Here is a 22,087-nt window from a genome sequence, read left to right on the forward strand (position 1 = left end):
GTCTATCACAATTTTAAAGGGAGAAAGTTTTTCCCGTTTATGGGTGACGCGGTATGCCTAATCGATTATTATAGGTAAATAGGAGGAGAAAAATATGGGAATTACAAAAAGAGGTGCCGCTTGGGAATGGCTGCATAGCTGGTGGATGCTGTTTATTTTCATGCCTTTTGCCATTACCAGTTTTTTTGCCTTTTTATTTATTGGCATCAAGGTTAGAAATAGAAAGTGGATCATGTACGGAATCATTTATTTTTTCATTTTTGCGTTTGGTTTTGTTTTGCCCGATCTGCCCGGTGTTTTTATTGTGGTCCCGTTATGGGCGGTGACCATTATTCATGGATTTAAAGTACGCCCGCTGTATTTGATTCAGCTGGATGTCTACAAAGATCATGTGGAGGCGCGGGCTTTTGCCGAGGCAAGAAGTGAAGCCGAGAGCAGATTTCATGCCCCGAAACAGTCAATTCAAGATATACATATTCGCAAAGAACAGTAAGAAAAAAGCTCAACACTAGCATTGTGTTGAGCTTTTTATATGTTACTGCTGGTAGGATTGCTGCTGGAATGGCGTATTTTGGCCGAATGGAAGTGTAGACACATTCGTATTCATCACGCTGGATTGTCCAGTGAATTCCTGCTGCATTTGGTTGCACATGTTGACAACCTGCTGGCATTTTTGAATGGCCATGTCATGTCCGTGCAGCGCTTGCTGAATGGTATGTGCCGCTTGTTGTTCGTGGTTTAGAATCTGCTGCAGCATTTGGATGTTTTGCTGCTCCTGATGAAGCATTTGGCGATATTGCTGGCTGCTTTGCTGTGTTTGCTGAATGAGCTGCTGAGCAGTCTGGCGGCATTGGTTCAGCTGCTGCAAGCCGTGTTGTGTATGATGCATGAATCATTCCTCCATGTGATCGATTGATGTGAGTCGGTATTATCATGCAACTTGAATGAAAAGAAATTCTGTAAAAGTGGAACTACAATTATTTTCCTCAGCTCCTCTATCTTTGAATGAAAACGGTAAAGATTGTATACTGGTACAAACCCTTTTTATGTAAATGTTCCGTTTTAAAACCATAAGGATTGCGGAAAACGAAACCCTGAAATCGGGAGAATCGTATTCCGCTTTTTTTCTTTGCCTGCTTCAGAAACCGCCTTCCCCAGCAGTAAATGGGATATTCAGCCTGTTTTCTACTGTGCGGAGGCGCTGATTGAGCCGGTTTAAACGGCGTGTATGGCGTTCAACAGCCTGGCTTAACTGATTGACCTGTTCGGCAATCCGTGCAATTTCCCGATTTTGACGGCGGTCTTCATTCGTAAGGCGTGTTAACTCTCTTGATTGCTGTTCGTTTTGCCGTTCAAGTGCCGCAACTCTTCTTTCTAACGCCGGCGGCTGTCTGTCCGTCTGGTAAGGATCATAATAATCCTGCTGCGGATAAGGATTGTATTCATGTTGGCTATAGTAAGGTTCCTGCTGAGGCAGCTGCGGGCTGTAATATTGATATGGATTCATGTAATCAATCTCCTTAAAAATAAAATGTGGGTGAATTCCTTATAACTTATGTAGTCATTGGCACAGTGCCACGGCATTTGCCTAAAAAGGTGAGAAAGGGCGGTGATCAAGTTGCGCAGCAAAGGTCTTATCGCTTTGCTGCTGGCCGCTGTAAGCGTCATGATATCGGGCTGCCAACAACAAAAAGAGGAAACGCCGTTTTATTACGGCACGTGGGATGAGGGAATTACCCCGGGACCCATGGATGGCGTGAAATCAGCAACAGTCACCTTTACCAAAGACGAGGTGATGGAGACGGAAGTGATTGAAGGAAGAGGAGAGGTACAGCTGCCTTTTATGGCATACAAGGTGATTTCCCAAAGCACTGACGGGGATATCGGGATTCAGTATCTCGGACCTTATTATCCGCTCAAAAGCACGCTGAAAAGAGGAGAAAATGGGACGCTGATATGGGAGCAAAATGGCCAGACAAAAACGATGACAAGAATCACATCAAAGACCGGCAAGGAGGAGAAATATGAGAAATAAAAAAGCTGAAAGACTGGTGTTAACAGGACTTATTTTACATATCATTCAGTGGATATTTATATTATGGGCTTTTCTCAAGATCAAAGACTTATTTAGTGATTATACGATCTATAACCCTAATGTTATCAGCGGATCCATGCAGTCCTTATCGTTTATACAAATGATGCGCGCTATGATGTACTCAGGGGCAATCGTGAATTATGTATTGTTTTTTGCGCTTGTATGTCTTATGTATTGTGTAGTTCTTCATGCCATCTTGATTGTTCTGGAAATGACGGCTTACGTCATGATCAGGCGGAATCCTGCATCTTCATGGGGATTCTTTTTGACGGCGGCGGGTGTGAAGCTTGCCATCTTGAATATAACCGGCATTCCTTTTTTAGCTGCCGGCTTCCTGCTGATGAAACAGGAAAAAACAGAAAACGGCGGCATGGAGACAAAAAGAAAGCGGAAACCGCGCACTCGTACTCGAAGACAAGGCCGGCGTCTAAACAGAATCCGGAGAAAATCATCTCTTCCAGTTGAATATCAAAAAGAAAAAACGATATGATGGGACTATAGCCTGAAAACGACACGAAGGAGATGCAGGATGTACAAACTAATTGCAATTGATATGGACGGAACACTTTTAAATGATCATCATGAAGTAACAGAGGAAGTCCGCAACGCTCTTCACGCGGCTAAAGCGGAAGGCGTCAAAATTGTGCTTTGCACCGGCCGGCCGATCGGAGGTGTGCGGAGATATTTAGATGAACTGAATTTAATTGAAGAAGGCGACTATGTTATTGCGTATAATGGAGCGCTTGTTCAAAATACCTATACAAACGAAGTGGTCACGGAGCTGTCTCTCGGTTATGATGATTTGACTTCATTATATGATCTGAGCTTAGAGCTGAAGACGCCGATGCATTTCTTTGACTCATCTAATTTGTATACGCCTAACCGGGATATTAGCGAATTTACCGTATACGAATCCTATGTGACGCAAGTGCCGCTTCATTTCCGCGAGATTGACGAGGTGCCAAAAGATATCCTCATCCCGAAAGTGATGTTTATTGATAAACCGGAGAACTTAAGCCACGTCATTACATCGATTCCAAAAGACGTGAGAGAAAAATATACAATGGTCAGAAGCGCGCCTTTCTTTTATGAAATTCTGCATCCGGAAGCCAGCAAAGGAAATGCCGTACGCCAGCTGGCACAGCTGCTTGGAATTGAACAAGCGGAAGTCATGAGCATAGGGGACAACGGGAACGACCTGACAATGATTGAATGGGCGGGCTGCGGCGTTGCCATGGCAAACGCCATCCCAGAAGTATTGGAAGCCGCAAACTTTCAAACACGCTCCAACAATGAACATGGTGTTGCGCATGCGATTCACGAGCTTGTTTTGGCGAAATAATGAAATCCAGCCTTTTAGGAGGCTGGATTTTTTTGTTATGGCGGCTTTATTGTGCCTGTCTGGTCTGTAATCATCATCAGCCCTTTTTGCGGAACGGACGCTAAGATTTCTTTTCCTGCTGCCCTTTTAGAACATCAGCGATGAATTATGAACCTGCATAATTTCTTATTGGCTCTGCTGCTGCAGAGGCCTGTAGAAATAAAAAGGAAGCAATCACCATAAACATCAGCATCGTACATTTTTGATCTTCTTGTCATTCTTTGCTTTGGGGTGGATTCCTCGTTTTGATTAATGTTAATCTTTTGACGAATCTATTTGACTTTCGTTATGCTGATAAAACAAGTTGTTCACAAAATGTATGATTTTAGCCTGAATCGGAAGGGGACTGAATCTGTGCACAAGTCTTACATTGCAAACTGCTGACCGGAATCATTTATTAGCGAGAACAATGGATTTTGCATTTCAGCTGGGGACGGAGGTCATTCTCTATCCGCGCCATTACAACTGGAAGAGTGAAGCTGACGGAAAGGTGCACCAAACACAGTACGCGTTTATCGGTATGGGGAGAAAACTTGGAAATATATTATTTGCCGATGGTGTCAATGAAAGCGGTTTATCTTGTGCGGCGCTTTATTTTATGGGATATGCGGAGTACGAAAAAACGAGACGGGAAGACGGCGTTCAAATTGCCCCGCATGAGTTTGTAACATGGGCGCTGTCAGTTTGTAAGTCTTTGGAAGACGTAAAAGAAAAGATCCGCTCTTTAACGATTGTGGAGAAGAAATTAGAGCTATTGGATACCGTTTTACCGCTACACTGGATATTGTCAGACCGGACGGGACGCAGCCTGACGATAGAACCGAGAGCAGACGGCATCAAAATCTATGACAATCAACCAGGCGTCATGACGAACAGCCCCGACTTTCTATGGCACGTGAGCAATCTTCGGCAATATATAGGAATAAGGCCGAAACAATTCGAGAGCAAGGAGATGGGCGGATTGATGCTGTCCGCTTTTGGCCAAGGCTCAGGTACTGTGGGTCTGCCGGGAGATTATACACCGCCTTCACGGTTTGTCAGAGCTGTTTTTCTGAAAGAACATCTAGAGCCGGCGGCAGATGAAACGAGAGGTGTATCAGCTGCTTTTCAGCTTTTGGCAAACATGGCAATACCCAAGGGTGCTGTGATAACGGAAGAAGACGAAATTGATTATACGCAATATACTTCTGTGATGTGCAACGACACGGGAAACTACTACTTTCACCACTACAACAATCGGCAAATCCAAAAAGTAAGTTTATTTCATGAAGACCTTGACTGTCTGGAGCCTAAAGTGTTTTCTGCTAAAGCAGAAGAAAATATTCTAGAGCTTAATTAAGATTCAATCAGCTGATTCCGGTATGAATCCGGGATCAGCTTATTTTTTTGTACGATGTCACTGCTTCTGAATGATTGGCAAAATGGATTGTGCTAAATCTACAACGCCGATCACGCGCAAGCTATATTTATATAAACTTTGGATCAAAACTGAGTCTCAGCATCATCAGACTAGTTTTACGAGTACACAGGTTGCACAAATGCCGCCCCATGATTCCGCGAGATATGAAAAATTTGATCTTAACTCATTGACAAACGCCTAAGACAAGGGTACATTTTGATTTATTCATATTAAACGACTAGGAATATAGGTGTTTATTTTTCGGATTTTTCAGCCTAAAACATGATAAAAGGAGTAACGTCATGACAAGCAAAAAGAAACAAATCAAATTAGGGGTTTTTCTAGCGGGTACAGGACATCATGTGGCGTCTTGGCGGCATCCGGACGCGCCTGCCGATGCGAGCATGAATTTGGATTATTTTAAAGAGCTTGCGAAAACAGCGGAGCGGGGCAAGCTGGATATGCTGTTTTTAGCGGATAGCCTATCAATTGACAGCAAGTCTCATCCAAATGTGTTAACAAGGTTTGAGCCATTCACCTTGCTCTCTGCTTTGGCGCAGGTAACATCAAGAATCGGACTGACAGCAACAGCTTCCACTACATACAGCGAGCCGTTTCACATTGCCAGACAGTTTGCGTCATTGGATCATCTGTCTAACGGCCGTGCCGGATGGAACGTCGTCACTTCGTCTATTGAATCAACAGCGCTGAATTTCAGCGGTGAAAAGCATCTTGAACACCATTTGCGCTATCAGCGGGCAGAGGAATTTGTCGAGGTTGTAAAGGGACTTTGGGATTCATGGGAAGAGGACGCTTTTATCCGCAATAAAGAAACAGGTGAATTCTTTGAGAAGGAAAAAATGCACGAGCTGAACCACAAAGGAGAATATTTCTCGGTTCGCGGGCCTCTTAACGTTTCAAGAACGCCGCAGGGCCAGCCGGTCATTATCCAGGCAGGATCATCAGGAGACGGAAAAGCACTGGCTGCCAGAACAGCAGAAGTGATCTTCACAGCGCAAAACCACCTGGAGTCAGCTCAAGATTTTTATCAATCGATTAAAGAGCAGGCTGCGGAATTTGGACGTGATCCAGAAAAAATTGCAATCATGCCGGGTATTTTCCCGATCATTGCTGATACCGAAGAAGCAGCGCAAGCCAAATACAAGGAGCTTCAAGATCTGATTATTCCATCTGTCGGTCTGCAAATTCTCCAAAATTATTTAGGCGGAATTGATTTGTCAGCATATCCGCTTGACGGGCCGTTGCCGAAGCTTGACGCAGATGCTTCCAATGCGGTGAAGAGCCGCTTCAAGCTTGTTCAGGAAATGGCTGAACGTGACAATATGACGATACGCGAGCTTTACAAATACGTTGCAGGCTCCAGAGGCCACCATATCTTCGTCGGCACGCCGGAGCAGCTCGCCGACAAGATGCAGGAATGGGTGGATAAGAAGGCATGTGACGGGTTTAACATCATGCCTCCGCTTCTTCCGGAAGGAATTGAAGTGTTTGTTGATCAAGTGGTTCCGATTTTACAGGAGCGCGGCGTGTTCAGAAAAGAATATGAAGGCACTACATTGAGAGACCACTTCGGTTTGGAAAAGCCGGTAAACCGTTATGCAAAGTAAGGAGGAACGCTAGATGAAGGCACAATATCGTCTTGCAGTTGAACGTGATGCCGAACAGCTTCTAGAGCTGACACTGCGGGCTTATGAACCGATTCGAAAGCTCGGTATTCGTTTTGCTGCCGCTCATGCGGATCTGGATTTGGTGTTAAATAACATCCGGAAAAACGCCTGCTACGTCATGGAAGAGGACGGGCGGATCATCGCGACCATTACCTTAAGAATGCCTTGGGGACAGCAGCCGGGACCGTATGGCGTTCCGCATATCTGGTGGTTCGCTGTGGACCCTGACACCGGTCAAAAAGGAGTCGGAACAAAGCTGCTTCAATGGCTGGAGGAAACAATCCTCCGTGATACGTTAAAGGTTCCGTTTGTCTCACTCGGAACAGCGGATAAGCATCCGTGGCTGATTGAGATGTATGAACGAAAAGGGTATGTCCGCTCAGGTGAACAAGACCTTGGCAAAGGGCATATGACAATCTATATGAAAAAACAATTGCGAAATGACCTATAAAATAGAAAAGGCGGGAAATCAAATGAAAATGAAAAAATGGACTGTGCTGTTCGTTGCTGCATTATTAGCGGTGCTCTCAGCTTGCGGCAATGGAAACAGCAGCAGTAAAGAGGATGACAATGTACTTCATGTCGGTGCGACAGGACAAAGTTACCCATTTGCTTATAAAGAAGACGGAAAGCTGACAGGTTTTGATGTGGAAGTGATGGAAGCGGTCGCGAAGAAAATTGACATGAAACTGGACTGGAAGCTGCTTGAATTCAGCGGGCTGATGGGAGAGCTTCAAACAGGCAAGCTTGATACCATTTCCAACCAGGTAGCTGTGACTGATGAACGTAAGGAAACGTATCACTTTACTGAACCATACGCTTATGCGGGAACACAGATTGTTGTCAAAAAAGACAATCATGACATCAAGTCAGTAGACGATTTAAAAGGGAAGACAGTCGCTGCCGTTCTCGGTTCAAATCACGCAAAAAATCTTGAAAGCAAAGATCCTGATAAAAAAATTAATATCAAAACATACGAAACACAAGAAGGCACGCTGAAGGATGTCGCTTACGGCCGTGTAGACGCTTATGTCAACAGCCGAACTGTGCTGATCGCGCAAATGAAGAAAACCGGCTTGCCGTTAAAGCTTGCAGGAGATCCGATTGTGTACGAACAAGTTGCATTCCCATTTGCCAAGGACGACGCACACGATAAGCTCCGCAAAAAAGTTAATAAAGCGCTTGATGAATTGCGTAAAGACGGGACACTGAAAAAGCTTTCCGAAAAATATTTTAATGAAGATATCACAGTAGAACAGAAGCATTAAGAAACGGCGGTGAATCACCAGAATGAACACAATTGATTGGGAATTCATGATATCAGCATTCCCGACTTTAATTCAGGCCCTTCCGATCACCTTGTTTATGGCCGTAGCGGCTATGATTTTTGCCATTATCGGAGGACTTATTCTCGCACTCATCACAAAGAACAAAATTCCAGTGCTTCATCAGCTGTCAAAGCTGTATATATCCTTTTTCCGGGGCGTGCCGACACTTGTGCAGCTGTTCTTAATCTACTACGGACTGCCGCAGCTGTTTCCGGAGATGAGCAAAATGACAGCTCTCACAGCTGCCATCATCGGGTTAAGTTTAAAAAACGCCGCTTATTTGGCAGAAATCTTCCGTGCCGCCCTCAATTCTGTTGATGAAGGGCAGCTGGAGGCATGCCTGTCTGTCGGCATGACAAAACTTCAGGCATACAGACGGATTATTTTGCCGCAAGCCGTCCGAAATGCGATTCCGGCAACGGGAAATACATTTATCGGACTACTCAAAGAAACCTCACTGGCCTTTACATTAGGGGTCATGGAGATGTTCGCCCAAGGGAAGATGTACGCTTCAGGAAACCTCAAATATTTTGAGACGTACTTAGCGGTTGCGATTGTCTATTGGGTTCTTACCATTATCTACAGCATTTTGCAGGACATGTTTGAACGCGCCATGAGCAAGCCATACCGGACTTAGAGGTGAAATCAGTTGATAACAGTAAAAAATATTCGCAAAGCGTTTAAAGATCTCGTCGTGCTCGACGGAATCGATCTAAAAGTGAAACGCGGAGAAGTCGTGGCGATCATCGGTCCGTCCGGTTCTGGAAAATCAACGCTTCTCCGGTGCTTAAATCTATTAGAACGTCCGGATCAAGGCCACATTGAAATCGGAGAAGCCAAACTGAACGCGGAAAAGTTCACACGCAAGGAAGCACACCGGCTTCGCCAGCAAACGGCCATGGTCTTTCAAAACTACAATCTGTTTAAAAATAAAACGGCTCTGCAAAACATTACAGAAGCTTTAATCGTGGCTCAACACAAATCACGCGACGAAGCGAAGCGCATTGGAATGGATATTCTGAAACAAGTTGGTTTAGAGCATAAGGCTGACAGCTATCCGATCACAATGTCCGGCGGCCAGCAGCAGCGAATCGGCATTGCGCGGGCACTTGCGGTCAATCCGCATGCGATCTTGCTGGATGAACCAACTTCGGCGCTTGACCCTGAGCTCGTCGCAGGGGTGCTTCAGGTCATCAAGTCCATTGCGGAAAAACAAACAACGATGATCATTGTTACACACGAAATGGCGTTTGCGAAAGAGGTCGCTGATAAAGTGATTTTTATGGCAGACGGCCATATTATCGAGCAGGGAACGCCAGAAGAACTGTTTGACTATCCGAAAAACGAACGGACGAAAAGATTTATCAAGCAGGTGGGAGAGCCTGCAGAGCTTATATAAGAAAGGGAGAAGAACAATGGCCGACAAAACGTTTCATACCCGTTTAATCAATATGCGGCGTGATCTTCATGAACATCCTGAACTGTCATTTCAAGAGGTTGAAACGACCAAAAAAATCCGCCGCTGGCTTGAGGAAGAGCATATTGAGATTCTTGACGTTCCTCTATTGGAAACAGGCGTAATTGCAGAAATCAAAGGGCAGGAAGATGGACCCGTCATCGCGATACGTGCGGACATTGATGCACTCCCGATCCAAGAACAGACGAATCTGCCGTTTGCATCTAAGGTTGACGGCACGATGCATGCGTGCGGACACGATTTTCATACAGCTTCCATTATCGGCACGGCCATTTTGCTGAATCAAAGAAGAGCCGAGCTGAAAGGTACTGTCCGCTTTATTTTTCAGCCAGCTGAAGAAATTGCCGCAGGAGCAAGAAAGGTCATAGAAGCTGGCGTACTTGATGACGTTTCCGCGATTTTCGGCATGCACAATAAGCCGGATCTGCCTGTCGGGACCATAGGTGTAAGAGAAGGTCCCCTCATGGCAAGTGTTGACCGATTTGAGATCGTCGTCAAAGGGAAAGGCGGACACGCCGGCATCCCGAATAACAGTATTGATCCAATCGCTGCAGCCGGACAAATCATCAGCGGCCTGCAATCTGTGGTCAGCCGCAACATCAGCTCATTGCAAAACGCGGTCGTCAGTATTACAAGAGTACAGGCGGGCACTTCGTGGAACGTGATTCCGGACCAGGCTGAAATGGAGGGGACGGTTCGAACCTTTCAAAAAGAAGCGAGACAGGCTGTTCCGGAACATATGAAACGAGTGGCTGAAGGAATTGCCGCGGGCTATGGGGCACAAGCAGAATTCAAGTGGTTTCCTTATTTGCCTTCCGTTCAGAATGACGGCACATTTTTGAATGCGGCATCCGAAGCTGCGGAACGGCTTGGCTATCAAACTGTTCACGCTGAGCAGTCTCCGGGCGGAGAAGACTTCGCTCTGTATCAAGAGAAGATCCCGGGATTTTTTGTGTGGATGGGAACGAACGGTACGGAGGAGTGGCATCACCCGGCCTTTACATTGGATGAAGAAGCCTTGACGGTTGCATCTCAATATTTCGCTGAGCTGGCTGTTATCGTACTGGAGACCATCAAATGAGCAGACAAGGGCTGACAGCAGGTCTCGCGGAGGCTGTGAGAACGTCACAGCCTGAGCGTGCAATTGCCGCGATGCGTGAAGCAAAAAAAGGGTTACTCGATTTTACAGCCGCTTCATTCGCAGGAAGAGAAGATAAAGGAATTCAAAAGCTCCTCCGCCTGATAGAGGATGAAGGAGGCGCGTCCCTTGTTCCTATTATCGGGCAAGGAAAAAAGGCCGCGCCATTACAATCCGCGATGCTCAATGGATTTATCGCCCATGCATTGGATTTTGATGATGTCCACTCCGATGTAAGAGGACACCCCAGTGCTGTCATCGTGCCGGCTCTTATGGCTTCTGCCGCTCGCGGATATGACGAGCGGCTTCTTGGCGCTTATATTGTTGGTGTTGAAGTGATGGCAAGGCTGGGAGAATCGATTGGCGGCCGCCACTATGAAAAGGGCTGGCATAATACAGGAACGCTTGGCGCGATCGCTGCTGCCTGCGCTGCAGGTTACGCAGAGGAACTGACTCAGGAAGAGCTGGAAAAAGCCATTGGTTTTGCAGCAACGCAATCTGCCGGGATGAGGGTGCAATTTGGGACAGAAATGAAACCGCTGCACGCCGGGCTGGCGGCTCAGGCTGGCTTGCTTGCCGTTAAGCTGGCCCAATCAGAATTCGGCGGGTCCCGTACGGCACTTGATGGAGATACAGGTTTCTTCGGCCTGTACGGCGATTTAGAAAAAGCACAAAACACGTTGCTAAACCGTTGGGGCGCATCATGGAGAATCGTGAAGCCTGGCCTATGGTTTAAGATTTACCCATTTTGCTCTGCGGCACACCATGCTGCAGATGCGGTACGAAAGCTTGTCTCTGAAGAAGCTATTTCTGCTGCCAATACCGAGCGGATTGAAGTGATTTTTCCGCCAGGCGGAGATGCTGCATTGACGGAAAGATCGCCGAAGACTGGAGAGGAAGGCCGTTTCAGCGTTGAATATGTGATTGCTCTTGCTTTGCACGGACATGAGCTGAACGCTGAGCATTTCAACAGCCAGCCGATCCCAAGCGTCATTCAAACGACAATAGGGCATATTCAGCGAGTATATGACAATGCCATTCAGCCGGCTCCTCATGCCGTTCCAAAAGGCCGTTTCACGATTGTCCGGGTCTATTTATCAGACGGCCGGATTTGCGAAGCGCGTGTGGACTGTCCAAAAGGAGCCCCAGGAAACGAGCTGTCTGAAGAAGACATAAAAGAAAAATTGACATTAACGGTTCCACATGAAAAAGCACGGCACATCATAACAGCCGTTGAGAAAGCCGATATAAAAGAATTTTTAGCGCATATTGGATAAGATTCAGCTCTACTAACCGATTTCAGATGATATGATAAAACCAATCATACGTTTGAAAAAGGAGAAACCATGACGGTGAATGACGCGGTTGTATTCATTTTGGCTGCCTTTTTACTATTGGGAGCGGCGGATTATTGTTTGGGAAACAGGTGGGGGCTTGGCGAGCGGTTTGCTGACGGCTTCAAGGCCATGGGGCCGCTGGCGCTGTCCATGATCGGAATTGTGTCGCTGGCACCCGTGCTGGCAGCTATCCTGATTCCCATCGTCTCTCCGGTTTATACAGCGATTGGCGCCGATCCTTCATCCTTTGCGAACACCATCTTGGCCATTGATATGGGAGGATATGCGCTCGCTGGAGAAATGGCGAAAGATCCACAAGCCGGATTGTTTTCATGGGTGTTTTTAGGAACGATGATGGGACCGGCTATTGTCTTCACAATTCCCGTCGCTCTAGGCATCATCGAAAAAGAGGATCACCCGTACTTTGCAAAAGGCATTTTAATCGGGCTGTGTACAGTGCCGATCGGGTGCTTAACCGGCGGATTATGCGCAGGCCTTAACATCATCATGATAGGTCAAAACCTCCTGATTCCAAGTCTTTTATCTGCTGTGATCGCTTTTGGATTATGGCGGTACACCGATATCATCATTCGGTTATTTCATCTCTTCGGGAAGGCTGTCAGTATGGTTGCAATTATCGGGCTTGCAGCTGTCTCCGTTGAAACGATGACTGGCATTGTGCTGATTCCAGGGATGGAAAACGTCGAAACAGGGATACAAACGACAGGGACCATCGCCATTGCGTTGGCAGGGGCGTTTCCGATGACCGCCTTTATTACAAAAGTCTTTAAAAAGCCTCTTCAGGCACTGGGGAGATGCTTTCATTTAGATGAGACAGCAACAGCAGGCTTGGTGACTTCTTTGGCTCATCATATTCCCATGCTGGCTTCATTAAAAGATATGACGCCGAGAGGAAAGGTCATCAATGTCGCGTTTGCGGTTAGCGCAGCCTTTGTGCTTGGCAGCCATCTCGGTTTTGTAGCCGGAATGAAAAAAGAAATGGCGGCTGCTATGATCATTGGAAAATTAGCGGGCGGAATCACAGCTGCCGCAGCGGCTGCTTGGATGACGCCTGCACAGTCAGCTGACCAGCAAAAACATGTCTCAGCCAGCCATAGCTAAGGCAGCAGCTGTTTCAATTTTGTCCAATCGGGAATGTTACAGTAAGGATTCTGTGAAAGAGGGTTGGACACATGGCCGTGAAAGACCAGTACATGTCAAAAATCAAACAGGAAACCAAGCCTTGGGTCAAGCGATTCGGGAGGCTTGGTTATTTTGCATTCGGCGGCGTGTTTATCCTGCTCGGGATTTTAGCATGTATGACGGCAGCTGGGGCGGGCGGCGCAAAAGATTCGAGCGGAGCGCTCCAAACGTTATCACGCATGCCGTACGGGTCATTCTTGCTTTTTTTCATTGGCGTCGGTCTCGTCGGTTATGTGATCTGGATGGTGCTGAGCGCGCTCAAGGACACGGAAGGCCACGGAACAAGCAGGCGCGGCCTGACGCGGAGAACAGGAAACTTTTTCAGCGCCGCCGTTTATGCATCCATTGCTTGGAATGCCTTGCGCTTTGTGTTTGGCCAAGGAGACGGCGGCACTTCAGAACAGACGTGGTCCGCTTATGTATTGGCCCAGCCGTTCGGCCAATGGCTCACAGGGCTTACGGGTGCTGGTTTTATCCTATTTGCGATCGTTCAATTTGTGAAGGGTGTCCGGGCTGCTTTTATGAAAGAATTCGATACGTCGAAAATGGACAAACACATGATATGCATCGCGAAAAACACCGGGCGCGCAGGCAATATCGCCCGGGCCATTATTTTCTCAGCTATCGGCTATTTTCTCATCAAGACAGCCATGACCGCTGATCCTGACGATACAAAAGGCTTTGATGGCGCGCTCGCCGAACTCGCGCAGCAGCCGCATGGTAAAATGATTCTGTCTATATTAGCGTGCGGGCTGATCCTATATGGACTTTACGCCATTATGAAAGGGATTTATCAGCATATGACATGGGAGAAGTAAGCTCTGGACAGGTCCGTGTTCAGAGCGTTTTTCAGTTTCTCAGAAATCAGGTGGATGAAAGCTGGGGCCAGCCTGTATAATAAAAGCAAATCGAAAGCAGTTTCATCATGAACTGATCCAAAGGGAGGTGCGGAATGGATCGGGAAAAACAGCAATTAAGCATAGAAGCGGCAAGGCTTTATTATCAGTCAGACTACAGTCAGCAGCAAATTGCTGAGCAGCTCAACATTTCAAGGCCGACCGTTTCACGGCTGCTGCAATATGCAAAAGCAAAAGGGTTTGTCCAGATTCTCGTCTTGGACCCTTTTGAGGATTTGGATGCGCTCGGTTCCATGCTTGAAGAGAAATACGGGCTTCTCGAGGCGCATGTTGTATTTTCTCCGACACCTGATTATGCAGGAATTACACATGACCTAAGCCGCTATGGTGCAGAATATATGCATGAAACGGTGAAAGACGGCGACATTGTCGGTGTCAGCTGGGGAACCACGATGTATCAAATTGCGCAAAACATGCAGCCGAAGCAGGTAAAAGGCGTCGAGGTCGTCCAGCTGAAAGGCGGCATCAGCCATTCCCGGGTAAACACGTATTCCGCTGAAACGATTCAGCTGTTTGCAGAGGCATTTCAAACGATGCCGCGCTATCTCCCGCTTCCCGTCGTGTTTGATAATGCCGATGTGAAGAAAATGGTGGAGAAAGACCGTCATATTGAGCGGATCATCGAGATGGGCAAGCAGGCGAATATCGCTCTCTTCACGGTGGGAACTGTCCGTGACGAAGCGCTGTTGTTCCGGCTCGGATACTTTAACGAAGAAGAGAAAGCCCTGCTGAAAAAACAGGCCGTCGGGGATATCTGTTCACGCTTTTTTGATGCGAAAGGAAATATTTGCAGCAGAGCCATCAATGACCGGACCATCGGCGTTGAGCTTGAAGACCTTAGGCTGAAGGAACGCTCGATTTTAGTGGCCGGCGGGAGCAGAAAAGTGTCCTCCATACACGGTGCATTAACCGGAAAATATGCCAACGTTTTGATCATTGACCAGCATACTGCAAGGGCGCTTGTTAATGATTTGTGACACGTGTAAACCGTTCGTTGAACAAAATTTCAATTACCAATTTACATATGTTCAAAAGTCGGTTATGCTAAAAAATATCTTAACAAAAAAGGAAGTGTGCGAAGGATGTCATTAGCTAACATAATTGATCATACAGCTTTGAAACCGCATACACAAAAAGCGGAGATTCTAACATTAATTCAAGAAGCAAAAACATACAAATTTGCTTCAGTATGTGTCAATCCGACATGGGTGGAGCTTGCTGCAAAAGAGCTTGAGGGAACTGGAGTTGACGTCTGTACGGTCATCGGCTTCCCGCTCGGTGCCAACACAACTGAAACAAAAGCGTTCGAAACAAAAGACGCGATTTCAAAAGGCGCCACTGAAGTGGACATGGTCATTAACATTGCTGCGTTGAAAGACAAAGAAGACGATATGGTCGAAGCGGATATCCGCGGTGTGGTGGAAGCTGCAGCCGGAAAAGCGCTTGTCAAAGTCATTATCGAAACGTGCCTTCTGACTGATGAAGAAAAAGAACGCGCGTGCCGTTTAGCGGTTTCTGCGGGAGCGGATTTCGTGAAAACATCAACGGGATTCTCTACAGGCGGCGCAACGAAGGAAGATATCGCCTTAATGCGCAAAACAGTAGGCCCTGATATCGGCGTGAAAGCATCCGGCGGCGTCAGAACGAAAGAAGATGTAGACACAATGGTCGAGGCGGGAGCGAGCCGAATCGGCGCAAGTGCAGGCGTTTCCATTGTAAAAGGCGAAAACGCATCAGGCGGAGACAACTATTAAGAAGTAGACGGAAGGCACATTGCTTTCCGTTACTCTTCTATCTTTTCTGGGGAAGTAGTTATTGTAAGCGAATACAAACAAAGGAGAAACACATATGAAGTATTTGATTGGGATAATCGGTTTGATCGTGTTTTTAGGCCTTGCGTGGATCGCAAGCAGCGGGAAAAAAAGAATTAAGATCCGCCCAATTGTTGTTATGCTCATTCTGCAATTTATTCTCGGCTACATTCTCCTCAATACCGGGGTAGGGAATTTCCTCGTAGGAGGATTTGCAAAAGGATTCGGTTACCTGCTTGAATACGCGGCAGAAGGAATCAACTTTGTGTTTGGCGGCTTGGTGAATGCGGATCAAACGACATTCTTTATGAACGTTCTCTTGCCAATCGTGTTTATTTCCGCCTTGATCGGGATTCTGCAAAAATGGAAGATCCTCCCGTTTATTATTAAATATATCGGCCTTGCCCTCAGCAAGGTAAACGGTATGGGAAGACTGGAGTCGTATAACGCAGTTGCTTCAGCCATTTTAGGGCAGTCAGAAGTATTTATCTCCTTGAAGAAAGAACTCGGTCTTTTAAACCAGCAGCGCTTGTACACGCTTTGCGCTTCTGCGATGTCAACCGTATCAATGTCAATCGTCGGCGCGTATATGACGATGCTGAAACCGGAATATGTCGTAACGGCACTGGTCTTGAACTTATTTGGCGGTTTCATCATCGCTTCAATTATTAATCCTTATGATGTAAAAAAAGAAGAGGATATGCTTCGTGTCGAAGAAGAAGAAAAACAATCCTTCTTCGAGGTACTCGGAGAATACATCCTTGACGGCTTCAAAGTAGCGGTGGTCGTCGCTGCGATGCTGATCGGATTTGTTGCGATTATTGCCTTAATTAACGGCATTTTTAATGCAGTATTCGGTATTTCCTTCCAAGGCATTCTTGGATATGTGTTTGCTCCATTCGCTTTTCTTGTGGGTATCCCATGGAACGAAGCAGTTAATGCGGGAAGCATTATGGCAACAAAAATGGTATCGAATGAATTTGTTGCCATGACGTCGCTAACGCAAAACGGCTTCCATTTCAGCGGCCGTACAACAGCGATCGTATCGGTATTCCTTGTGTCATTTGCGAACTTCTCCTCGATCGGTATCATTGCCGGTGCCGTAAAAGGACTGAATGAAAAGCAAGGAAATGTTGTCGCTCGTTTTGGCCTGAAATTATTATACGGCGCTACGCTTGTCAGCTTTTTATCAGCAGCAATTGTGGGCTTGATTTATTGAACTTAATCGAAAAGGATCGGTGACCAAACATGAGAATGGTAGATATCATCATCAAAAAACAAAACGGAAAAGAACTCACCACTGAAGAAATTCAATTTTTCGTGAAAGGTTATACGGACGGAAGCATTCCTGATTATCAAGCAAGCGCGCTTGCTATGGCGATTTTCTTCCAGGATATGAGTGACCGTGAACGCGCGGACTTGACGATGGCTATGGTGAACTCCGGTGAAACGATTGATCTTTCTGCCATTGAAGGGATTAAAGTGGATAAACACTCCACCGGCGGCGTCGGCGACACGACAACACTCGTTCTCGCCCCGCTAGTTGCGGCTCTTGATGTGCCGGTTGCTAAAATGTCCGGCCGCGGCCTCGGCCATACGGGCGGTACGATTGATAAATTAGAGGCAATCGACGGCTTTCATGTGGAACTGTCGAAGGACGAATTTATTAAGCTTGTGAACCGCGACAAGGTCGCCGTCATCGGCCAAAGCGGCAATTTAACGCCGGCTGATAAAAAACTGTACGCGCTTCGTGATGTAACGGGAACGGTCAATTCCATTCCGCTGATCGCAAGCTCGATTATGAGCAAAAAAATCGCTGCCGGGGCGGACGCTATCGTGCTTGACGTAAAAACGGGAGCGGGCGCCTTCATGAAAACAGAAGAAGACGCAGCTGAACTTGCCAAAGCGATGGTTCGTATCGGCAATAACGTCGGCCGCCAAACAATGGCTGTCATTTCTGACATGTCCCAGCCGCTCGGCTTTGCGATCGGAAATGCGCTTGAAGTCAAAGAAGCGATCGACACGCTCAAAGGCGAGGGCCCTGAGGATCTTCATGAGCTTGTCTTAACGCTCGGAAGCCAAATGGTTGTGCTTGCGAAAAAAGCTGATACATTGGCCGAAGCGAGAACGAAGCTGGAAGAAGTCATGAAAAACGGCAAAGCGCTTGAAAAATTCAAGGACTTCCTCAAAAACCAAGGCGGTGACAGCTCGATTGTTGACGATCCATCTAAGCTTCCGCAAGCTGCATATCAAATTGATGTGCCTGCCAAAGAAGCCGGTGTTGTCTCCGAAATTGTCGCGGACGAAATCGGCGTCGCAGCAATGCTGTTAGGTGCCGGACGCGCCACAAAAGAAGATGAAATTGACTTGGCCGTCGGCATCATGCTCCGCAAAAAGGTCGGCGACAAGGTAGAAAAAGGCGAGTCTCTTGTTACGCTTTACGCCAACCGCGAAAACGTCGATGAAGTCATCGCAAAAGTCTATGACAACATCCGTATCGCAGCGGAAGCGAAGGCGCCGAAACTGATTCATACGTTGATTACGGAATAAAAATAAAGCACATCCCATCTGAGTGGGGTGTGCTGTTTTGATTAAAGGATATGATCGATCTGATATTCTTCTTGGTTGATTTTTTTTGCTTTCTCAACCTTTCTTTTGAAATAGAAGATGAGATAGCATAGGATGATACAAGGAATTCCGCAGAAGAGTGCGATTCTTTGATTGGGATCAAAAGCAAGACCGATACAAGAAGCTGAACATAATAAAAGAGCAGCTATAGGCATAAGAGGATAAAGCGGCGTGCGAAATGTCAGATCTTTTACATTCCCCCCTTTTTTAAGAAATCTCTTTCGAAACAAGAGTTGAGACAACGCAATACTCATCCAGACCACGACTCCTGCAAATCCAGCAATCGCTACCATCACCACATATACAGTTCCGGGCGCCACGATACTGGAAACGAGAGATAAACAAGATACGGCCATACTGATCATTAAGGCATTTAAGGGAATGCCTTTAGATGTCACTTTCTTAAAACGGGAGCTGATCATGTTTTCGTTTGCTAACGACCACATCATACGGGTTGAAGCATATAGGCCCGAGTTGGCGACGGACAGCAAGGCAGTTAATATGACGAAATTCATAATATCAGCGGCGTAAGGGATTCCGATCTCCGCAAATACGGCTACAAACGGGCTTTCAATCACGCCTGCTTCTTTCCATGAAATCAGCCCGGATAATACGAAGACAGCGCCAATGAAAAAAATGACTGTTCTCCATGCAACATTACGGATGGATCGCGGAATATCCTTTTGAGGATTTGCTGATTCTCCGGCTGTGACTCCGATTAATTCTGTACCGGAAAAGGCGAAGCTCACAGATATCATAGCGATAAAAACGGCGAGAAAACCATTCGGAAACAACCCTCCATGACCTGTAAAATTTGACAACATAGGAGCATCTGCCGTCCCGTTTAAAGAGATCAAACCAAACATGGCGGCTCCTCCTAAAATGATAAATAAAATGATCGTGACAATCTTCACGCTGGAAAACCAGAATTCGGTTTCCGCAAATAGCTTGACTGAAAATGCGTTGCATATGAAAAGGAGAGCTGCAAAAACCGCACTCCACATCCATACGCTGCTGTCAGGAAACCAGCGCTGCATGAGAATACCTGATGCGGTAAACTCAGAACCTACCGTCACCACCCAATTCACCCAGTACATGATGCCGACCATAAAACCGGTAGATGGCCCGATGAATGTGGTAGCATATTTTTGAAAAGATCCGGTCACCGGCATGGCGACCGACAATTCACCGAGACATTGCATGACGAGGTACATCATCAACCCGCCGATTAAATAAGCGAGTATCGTACCGCCGGGTCCAGCTTGGTTTAACGTATAACCCGTGCTGAGGAAAAGCCCTGTCCCTATGACGCCTCCCAATGAGATCATAAATAAGTGCCTGCTTTTCATCGTGCGTTTTAGCTGTTGGCCGCTGTTCTCCTGTAGATCCACCGTCTCGCCCTCCTTTTAGCTGCCATTCATTAGGCAGATGAGTTTCTCATACCCAAAATACAACCTGCCAGAAGATCACTTGAATGGGGAGCGTTTCATTCCTTTTAATGCGTGTAACAGAACGTGAGCTGCGGCTCTGCTTGTCATATCTCGAAAATCGAGGGTAGGATCAACTTCAACGATTTCAATCCCGGCAACATTGGGCTGTTGTGCGATGTACTTGACTGCTTCGAGCAATTCGTCTGTATAGAGGCCGCCCGGGCCAATCGCTGGACAGCCGGGTGCATGGGACTGGTCTAAGACATCCATATCAACGGATATAAAAATGGAGTCTGTTCTTGTTTGAATGGCAGGCAAAATCTCTTTTATCGTCGGGACTAGTCCTTTTTCACGAATCATGCCCATCGTGTGAATGTTCACGTTGTGTTTTTTTGCATATGCTTCATATGCCTGACTGTTGCTGAATTCTCTGATACCCAGCTGGATCAAATGTTGGCCTTCAATGATCTCTTCATCCAAAAGGCGGCGGAAGGGGGTGCCGTTTGTCGGCCCCCCGTCCTCCGTATTTCGAACATCGTGATGGGCATCAAATTGAATAACTGCTGCCGCTCCTTTAGTTTGTGCTATCGCTTTTATGGTGGAGTAGCTGATCGAGTTATCTCCCCCGAGTATGAGCGGCACCCAATCTGGATGGTCCGAAAGCAGAGCATGCATGGTATGGAAGATTTGTTGATGTGACTTTACGATATCAGTTACATGAATATCGATATCCCCCAGATCGTAAAGAAAATCTGATACGACATGTCCTTCAAGCTCCGCAGAATAGGCCGATGAATGTTTGAGTGCCTGGCGGATTGTTCCAGGAGCAAAGGAAGCGCCTGAATGACTGATAGAGGATTTTGATAGAGGGACACCTATCAATGCTGGCCCTTTAATGCTTTGGCCGTCCCATTTTGATATCAGGTCGCTCATTTTTGTGACATCCCGGTCTTTAAACGAAGAACCTGCCTCTCTGAGAAAAGGGTATTTATCCAAGAATGGCTCCCTCCCTGTTGACTACAATTGTTCCGTTTTTCATGACTTGGTGTACATGATTGACGCCGTAGTGATACGGAATATACATATAGTTCGAGGCTTGCCAAATGACTAGATCAGCTGATCGGCCGGCTTTGAGCTGACCGGCTTCTTCTCCTTTTCCTATGGCGTGTGCGGCATTGACTGTGACCGCATGCCATATTTCTTCCGCAGTCATTTTCAGATGAAGCGCGGCAATCGACATGATCAGCTGGATATTTTCAGTCGGCGAGCTGCCAGGATTAAAATCCGTTGCCAAGCTGACACATACACCTTCATCAATCATAGCTCTTGCCCTGGCGTATGTGCTTTTGCCAAGATAAAATGTCGTGCCCGGCAAGAGGACGGCGATCGTTCCTGACTCAGCCAATTTCTTTATGCCTTCGTCTGAGGCACCTACCAAATGGTCGGCTGAGATAGCCTTTAGCTCACCCGCTAATTCAGCTCCTCCAAGCGGATCGATTTCATCTGCGTGTATTTTTAACCCGAATCCCGCCTCAGCCGCTTTTTTTAAATATCTGCGGGATTGACTGACGGTAAAAACGCCTGTTTCTGTAAAAATATCTGCAAAGCTGGCGAGCTCTTGCTCTTTGATTTCCGGCAAAAGGCAAAGCATTTGATCCAGAAATTCATCCGGATTGTGTTGATATTCGGGAGGTATCGCATGGGCTCCCATAAACGTGGAGACAAGGTCAACAGGCTGGTTTTCATGCAGTTTTTTTGCGACACGCAATTGCTTCAGCTCTGTTTCTTTTTCCAAGCCATAGCCGCTTTTCACTTCAGCCGTGGTCGTGCCGTAGGACAGCATTCTTTGCAGGTGAAAATGGCCTTTTTGCAGCAGCTCTTCCTCTGAAGCCGCCCTGGTGTCTTTGACAGTAGACAGAATCCCGCCGCCCTGCGCCAGAATATCTAAATAGGAGATGCCCTGAAGCTTAAGATTCATCTCCTTTTCCCGAGATCCGCCAAATACAAGATGGGTGTGCGGATCAACGAGGCCCGGCGTTACAAGCCGTCCCGAACAGTCAATGATTTCGTCTGCCTCATAACCGGCTTCAGCCCCTTTTTTTCCGGCGAACACAATCTTCTGTTCATGGATGCCGACAACAGCGTCTTCGATCATATGAAGATCCTGCATGCTTTTGCCCGCACGGGGGCCGCTGCTTTCCATCGTTAAAAGCTGACCAATGTTAATGAGCATCGTATCAATTTGTTTCGGCATG

23 protein-coding genes are annotated in these 22,087 nt (G+C 46.8%); 18 read left to right on the forward strand and 5 right to left on the reverse strand.

Translation table 11 applies throughout. The features are described from left to right. The first annotated feature begins 94 nt into the window (after positions 1 to 94). Positions 95 to 493 carry a hypothetical protein gene (locus RAC86_RS05810; RefSeq protein ID WP_003243293.1) on the forward strand — a complete coding sequence of 133 codons (399 nt, stop codon included), beginning with the start codon at positions 95 to 97 and terminating at the stop codon, positions 491 to 493. 42 nt (positions 494 to 535) lie between these two features. Here RAC86_RS05810 and RAC86_RS05815 read toward each other — a convergent pair whose 3' ends face one another. Together RAC86_RS05815 and cotNE are read right to left on the reverse strand one after the other, a co-directional pair. Next, complete coding sequence (locus tag RAC86_RS05815) at positions 536 to 889, reverse strand: hypothetical protein (protein WP_014115761.1); 354 nt, start codon at positions 887 to 889, stop codon at positions 536 to 538. Positions 890 to 1,138: 249 nt separating this feature from the next. Beyond that, positions 1,139 to 1,507, reverse strand: a complete 369-nt coding sequence (gene cotNE / locus RAC86_RS05820; RefSeq protein ID WP_014115760.1) for an inner spore coat protein CotNE — start codon at positions 1,505 to 1,507, stop codon at positions 1,139 to 1,141. Positions 1,508 to 1,666: 159 nt separating this feature from the next. Here cotNE and RAC86_RS05825 point away from each other — a divergent pair, with 159 nt between their 5' ends. The 17 genes from RAC86_RS05825 to RAC86_RS05905 all read left to right on the forward strand — a co-directional run bounded on the left by RAC86_RS05825 (position 1,667) and on the right by RAC86_RS05905 (position 18,324). Next, positions 1,667 to 2,035, forward strand: a complete 369-nt coding sequence (locus tag RAC86_RS05825) for a DUF3255 family protein (protein ID WP_072566795.1) — start codon at positions 1,667 to 1,669, stop codon at positions 2,033 to 2,035. Further along, positions 2,025 to 2,585, forward strand: coding sequence for a hypothetical protein (locus RAC86_RS05830; protein ID WP_072565543.1), 561 nt, complete (start codon positions 2,025 to 2,027; stop codon positions 2,583 to 2,585). The genes RAC86_RS05825 and RAC86_RS05830 overlap by 11 nt, the downstream gene beginning before the upstream one ends. Before the next feature lie 39 nt (positions 2,586 to 2,624). After that, the gene (gene yidA / locus RAC86_RS05835; RefSeq protein ID WP_014115757.1) at positions 2,625 to 3,437 is read left to right on the forward strand and encodes a sugar-phosphatase; all 813 of its coding nucleotides are present in this window, start codon (positions 2,625 to 2,627) and stop codon (positions 3,435 to 3,437) included. Positions 3,438 to 3,828: 391 nt separating this feature from the next. Then, entirely contained in the window at positions 3,829 to 4,815 is a 987-nt protein-coding gene (locus RAC86_RS05840) for a choloylglycine hydrolase family protein (protein ID WP_072565542.1), read from the forward strand. Between the two features lie 362 nt (positions 4,816 to 5,177). Beyond that, the gene (locus RAC86_RS05845; RefSeq protein ID WP_061186826.1) at positions 5,178 to 6,503 is read left to right on the forward strand and encodes an LLM class flavin-dependent oxidoreductase; all 1,326 of its coding nucleotides are present in this window, start codon (positions 5,178 to 5,180) and stop codon (positions 6,501 to 6,503) included. 13 nt (positions 6,504 to 6,516) lie between these two features. Further along, positions 6,517 to 7,014 carry a GNAT family N-acetyltransferase gene (locus tag RAC86_RS05850; RefSeq protein ID WP_072565541.1) on the forward strand — a complete coding sequence of 166 codons (498 nt, stop codon included), beginning with the start codon at positions 6,517 to 6,519 and terminating at the stop codon, positions 7,012 to 7,014. A 22-nt stretch (positions 7,015 to 7,036) separates the two neighbouring features. After that, positions 7,037 to 7,831 carry an amino acid ABC transporter substrate-binding protein gene (locus RAC86_RS05855; RefSeq protein WP_061186828.1) on the forward strand — a complete coding sequence of 265 codons (795 nt, stop codon included), beginning with the start codon at positions 7,037 to 7,039 and terminating at the stop codon, positions 7,829 to 7,831. A 22-nt stretch (positions 7,832 to 7,853) separates the two neighbouring features. Next, positions 7,854 to 8,528 carry an amino acid ABC transporter permease gene (locus RAC86_RS05860; protein ID WP_072181639.1) on the forward strand — a complete coding sequence of 225 codons (675 nt, stop codon included), beginning with the start codon at positions 7,854 to 7,856 and terminating at the stop codon, positions 8,526 to 8,528. Between the two features lie 12 nt (positions 8,529 to 8,540). Beyond that, positions 8,541 to 9,290, forward strand: a complete 750-nt coding sequence (locus RAC86_RS05865; protein WP_072565540.1) for an amino acid ABC transporter ATP-binding protein — start codon at positions 8,541 to 8,543, stop codon at positions 9,288 to 9,290. Positions 9,291 to 9,306: 16 nt separating this feature from the next. Next, on the forward strand, positions 9,307 to 10,449 hold the full coding sequence (gene sndB, locus RAC86_RS05870; RefSeq protein WP_072565539.1) for an N-acetyl-sulfur-metabolite deacetylase SndB: 1,143 nt from the start codon (positions 9,307 to 9,309) through the stop codon (positions 10,447 to 10,449). After that, on the forward strand, positions 10,446 to 11,783 hold the full coding sequence (locus RAC86_RS05875) for an MmgE/PrpD family protein (protein WP_072565538.1): 1,338 nt from the start codon (positions 10,446 to 10,448) through the stop codon (positions 11,781 to 11,783). The genes sndB and RAC86_RS05875 overlap by 4 nt, the downstream gene beginning before the upstream one ends. 69 nt (positions 11,784 to 11,852) lie before the next feature. Continuing rightward, positions 11,853 to 12,965: an ethanolamine utilization protein EutH gene (gene eutH / locus RAC86_RS05880; protein WP_014115748.1), complete on the forward strand. Its 1,113-nt coding sequence runs from the start codon at positions 11,853 to 11,855 to the stop codon at positions 12,963 to 12,965. Between the two features lie 71 nt (positions 12,966 to 13,036). Next, a complete protein-coding gene (locus RAC86_RS05885; protein WP_072565537.1) occupies positions 13,037 to 13,864 on the forward strand; it encodes a DUF1206 domain-containing protein in 828 nt (275 codons plus the stop codon). A gap of 134 nt (positions 13,865 to 13,998) precedes the next feature. Beyond that, entirely contained in the window at positions 13,999 to 14,940 is a 942-nt protein-coding gene (deoR, locus tag RAC86_RS05890; RefSeq protein ID WP_072565536.1) for a DNA-binding transcriptional repressor DeoR, read from the forward strand. A gap of 105 nt (positions 14,941 to 15,045) precedes the next feature. Then, positions 15,046 to 15,717 (forward strand): deoxyribose-phosphate aldolase, encoded by a 672-nt coding sequence (gene deoC, locus RAC86_RS05895; protein WP_072565535.1) that lies wholly within the window; start codon positions 15,046 to 15,048, stop codon positions 15,715 to 15,717. A 94-nt stretch (positions 15,718 to 15,811) separates the two neighbouring features. Then, a complete protein-coding gene (gene nupC / locus RAC86_RS05900) occupies positions 15,812 to 16,993 on the forward strand; it encodes a nucleoside permease NupC (RefSeq protein ID WP_014115743.1) in 1,182 nt (393 codons plus the stop codon). Positions 16,994 to 17,022: 29 nt separating this feature from the next. Then, entirely contained in the window at positions 17,023 to 18,324 is a 1,302-nt protein-coding gene (locus tag RAC86_RS05905; RefSeq protein ID WP_072565534.1) for a pyrimidine-nucleoside phosphorylase, read from the forward strand. A 41-nt stretch (positions 18,325 to 18,365) separates the two neighbouring features. Here RAC86_RS05905 and RAC86_RS05910 read toward each other — a convergent pair whose 3' ends face one another. The 3 genes from RAC86_RS05910 to hutI all read right to left on the reverse strand — a co-directional run bounded on the left by RAC86_RS05910 (position 18,366) and on the right by hutI (position 22,086). Beyond that, positions 18,366 to 19,793: an amino acid permease gene (locus RAC86_RS05910; protein WP_072565533.1), complete on the reverse strand. Its 1,428-nt coding sequence runs from the start codon at positions 19,791 to 19,793 to the stop codon at positions 18,366 to 18,368. Positions 19,794 to 19,868: 75 nt separating this feature from the next. Continuing rightward, the gene (gene hutG, locus RAC86_RS05915; RefSeq protein ID WP_072565532.1) at positions 19,869 to 20,828 is read right to left on the reverse strand and encodes a formimidoylglutamase; all 960 of its coding nucleotides are present in this window, start codon (positions 20,826 to 20,828) and stop codon (positions 19,869 to 19,871) included. Further along, the gene (gene hutI, locus RAC86_RS05920; protein WP_072565531.1) at positions 20,821 to 22,086 is read right to left on the reverse strand and encodes an imidazolonepropionase; all 1,266 of its coding nucleotides are present in this window, start codon (positions 22,084 to 22,086) and stop codon (positions 20,821 to 20,823) included. The genes hutG and hutI overlap by 8 nt, the downstream gene beginning before the upstream one ends. Position 22,087 lies beyond the last annotated feature (1 nt).

The sequence above is a fragment of the Bacillus sp. LR_5 genome (genome assembly GCF_042709275.1).

What these genes read in the sequence shown, in the direction of transcription:
- RAC86_RS05810 (WP_003243293.1), top strand. Translation starts at nt 95, where the DNA reads ATGGGAATTACAAAAAGAGGTGCCGCTTGGGAATGGCTGCATAGCTGG.
- RAC86_RS05815 (WP_014115761.1), bottom strand. Translation starts at nt 889, where the DNA reads ATGCATCATACACAACACGGCTTGCAGCAGCTGAACCAATGCCGCCAG.
- cotNE (WP_014115760.1), bottom strand. Translation starts at nt 1,507, where the DNA reads ATGAATCCATATCAATATTACAGCCCGCAGCTGCCTCAGCAGGAACCT.
- RAC86_RS05825 (WP_072566795.1), top strand. Translation starts at nt 1,667, where the DNA reads ATGATATCGGGCTGCCAACAACAAAAAGAGGAAACGCCGTTTTATTAC.
- RAC86_RS05830 (WP_072565543.1), top strand. Translation starts at nt 2,025, where the DNA reads ATGAGAAATAAAAAAGCTGAAAGACTGGTGTTAACAGGACTTATTTTA.
- yidA (WP_014115757.1), top strand. Translation starts at nt 2,625, where the DNA reads ATGTACAAACTAATTGCAATTGATATGGACGGAACACTTTTAAATGAT.
- RAC86_RS05845 (WP_061186826.1), top strand. Translation starts at nt 5,178, where the DNA reads ATGACAAGCAAAAAGAAACAAATCAAATTAGGGGTTTTTCTAGCGGGT.
- RAC86_RS05850 (WP_072565541.1), top strand. Translation starts at nt 6,517, where the DNA reads ATGAAGGCACAATATCGTCTTGCAGTTGAACGTGATGCCGAACAGCTT.
- RAC86_RS05855 (WP_061186828.1), top strand. Translation starts at nt 7,037, where the DNA reads ATGAAAATGAAAAAATGGACTGTGCTGTTCGTTGCTGCATTATTAGCG.
- RAC86_RS05860 (WP_072181639.1), top strand. Translation starts at nt 7,854, where the DNA reads ATGAACACAATTGATTGGGAATTCATGATATCAGCATTCCCGACTTTA.
- sndB (WP_072565539.1), top strand. Translation starts at nt 9,307, where the DNA reads ATGGCCGACAAAACGTTTCATACCCGTTTAATCAATATGCGGCGTGAT.
- RAC86_RS05875 (WP_072565538.1), top strand. Translation starts at nt 10,446, where the DNA reads ATGAGCAGACAAGGGCTGACAGCAGGTCTCGCGGAGGCTGTGAGAACG.
- eutH (WP_014115748.1), top strand. Translation starts at nt 11,853, where the DNA reads ATGACGGTGAATGACGCGGTTGTATTCATTTTGGCTGCCTTTTTACTA.
- RAC86_RS05885 (WP_072565537.1), top strand. Translation starts at nt 13,037, where the DNA reads ATGGCCGTGAAAGACCAGTACATGTCAAAAATCAAACAGGAAACCAAG.
- deoR (WP_072565536.1), top strand. Translation starts at nt 13,999, where the DNA reads ATGGATCGGGAAAAACAGCAATTAAGCATAGAAGCGGCAAGGCTTTAT.
- deoC (WP_072565535.1), top strand. Translation starts at nt 15,046, where the DNA reads ATGTCATTAGCTAACATAATTGATCATACAGCTTTGAAACCGCATACA.
- nupC (WP_014115743.1), top strand. Translation starts at nt 15,812, where the DNA reads ATGAAGTATTTGATTGGGATAATCGGTTTGATCGTGTTTTTAGGCCTT.
- RAC86_RS05905 (WP_072565534.1), top strand. Translation starts at nt 17,023, where the DNA reads ATGAGAATGGTAGATATCATCATCAAAAAACAAAACGGAAAAGAACTC.
- hutI (WP_072565531.1), bottom strand. Translation starts at nt 22,086, where the DNA reads ATGCCGAAACAAATTGATACGATGCTCATTAACATTGGTCAGCTTTTA.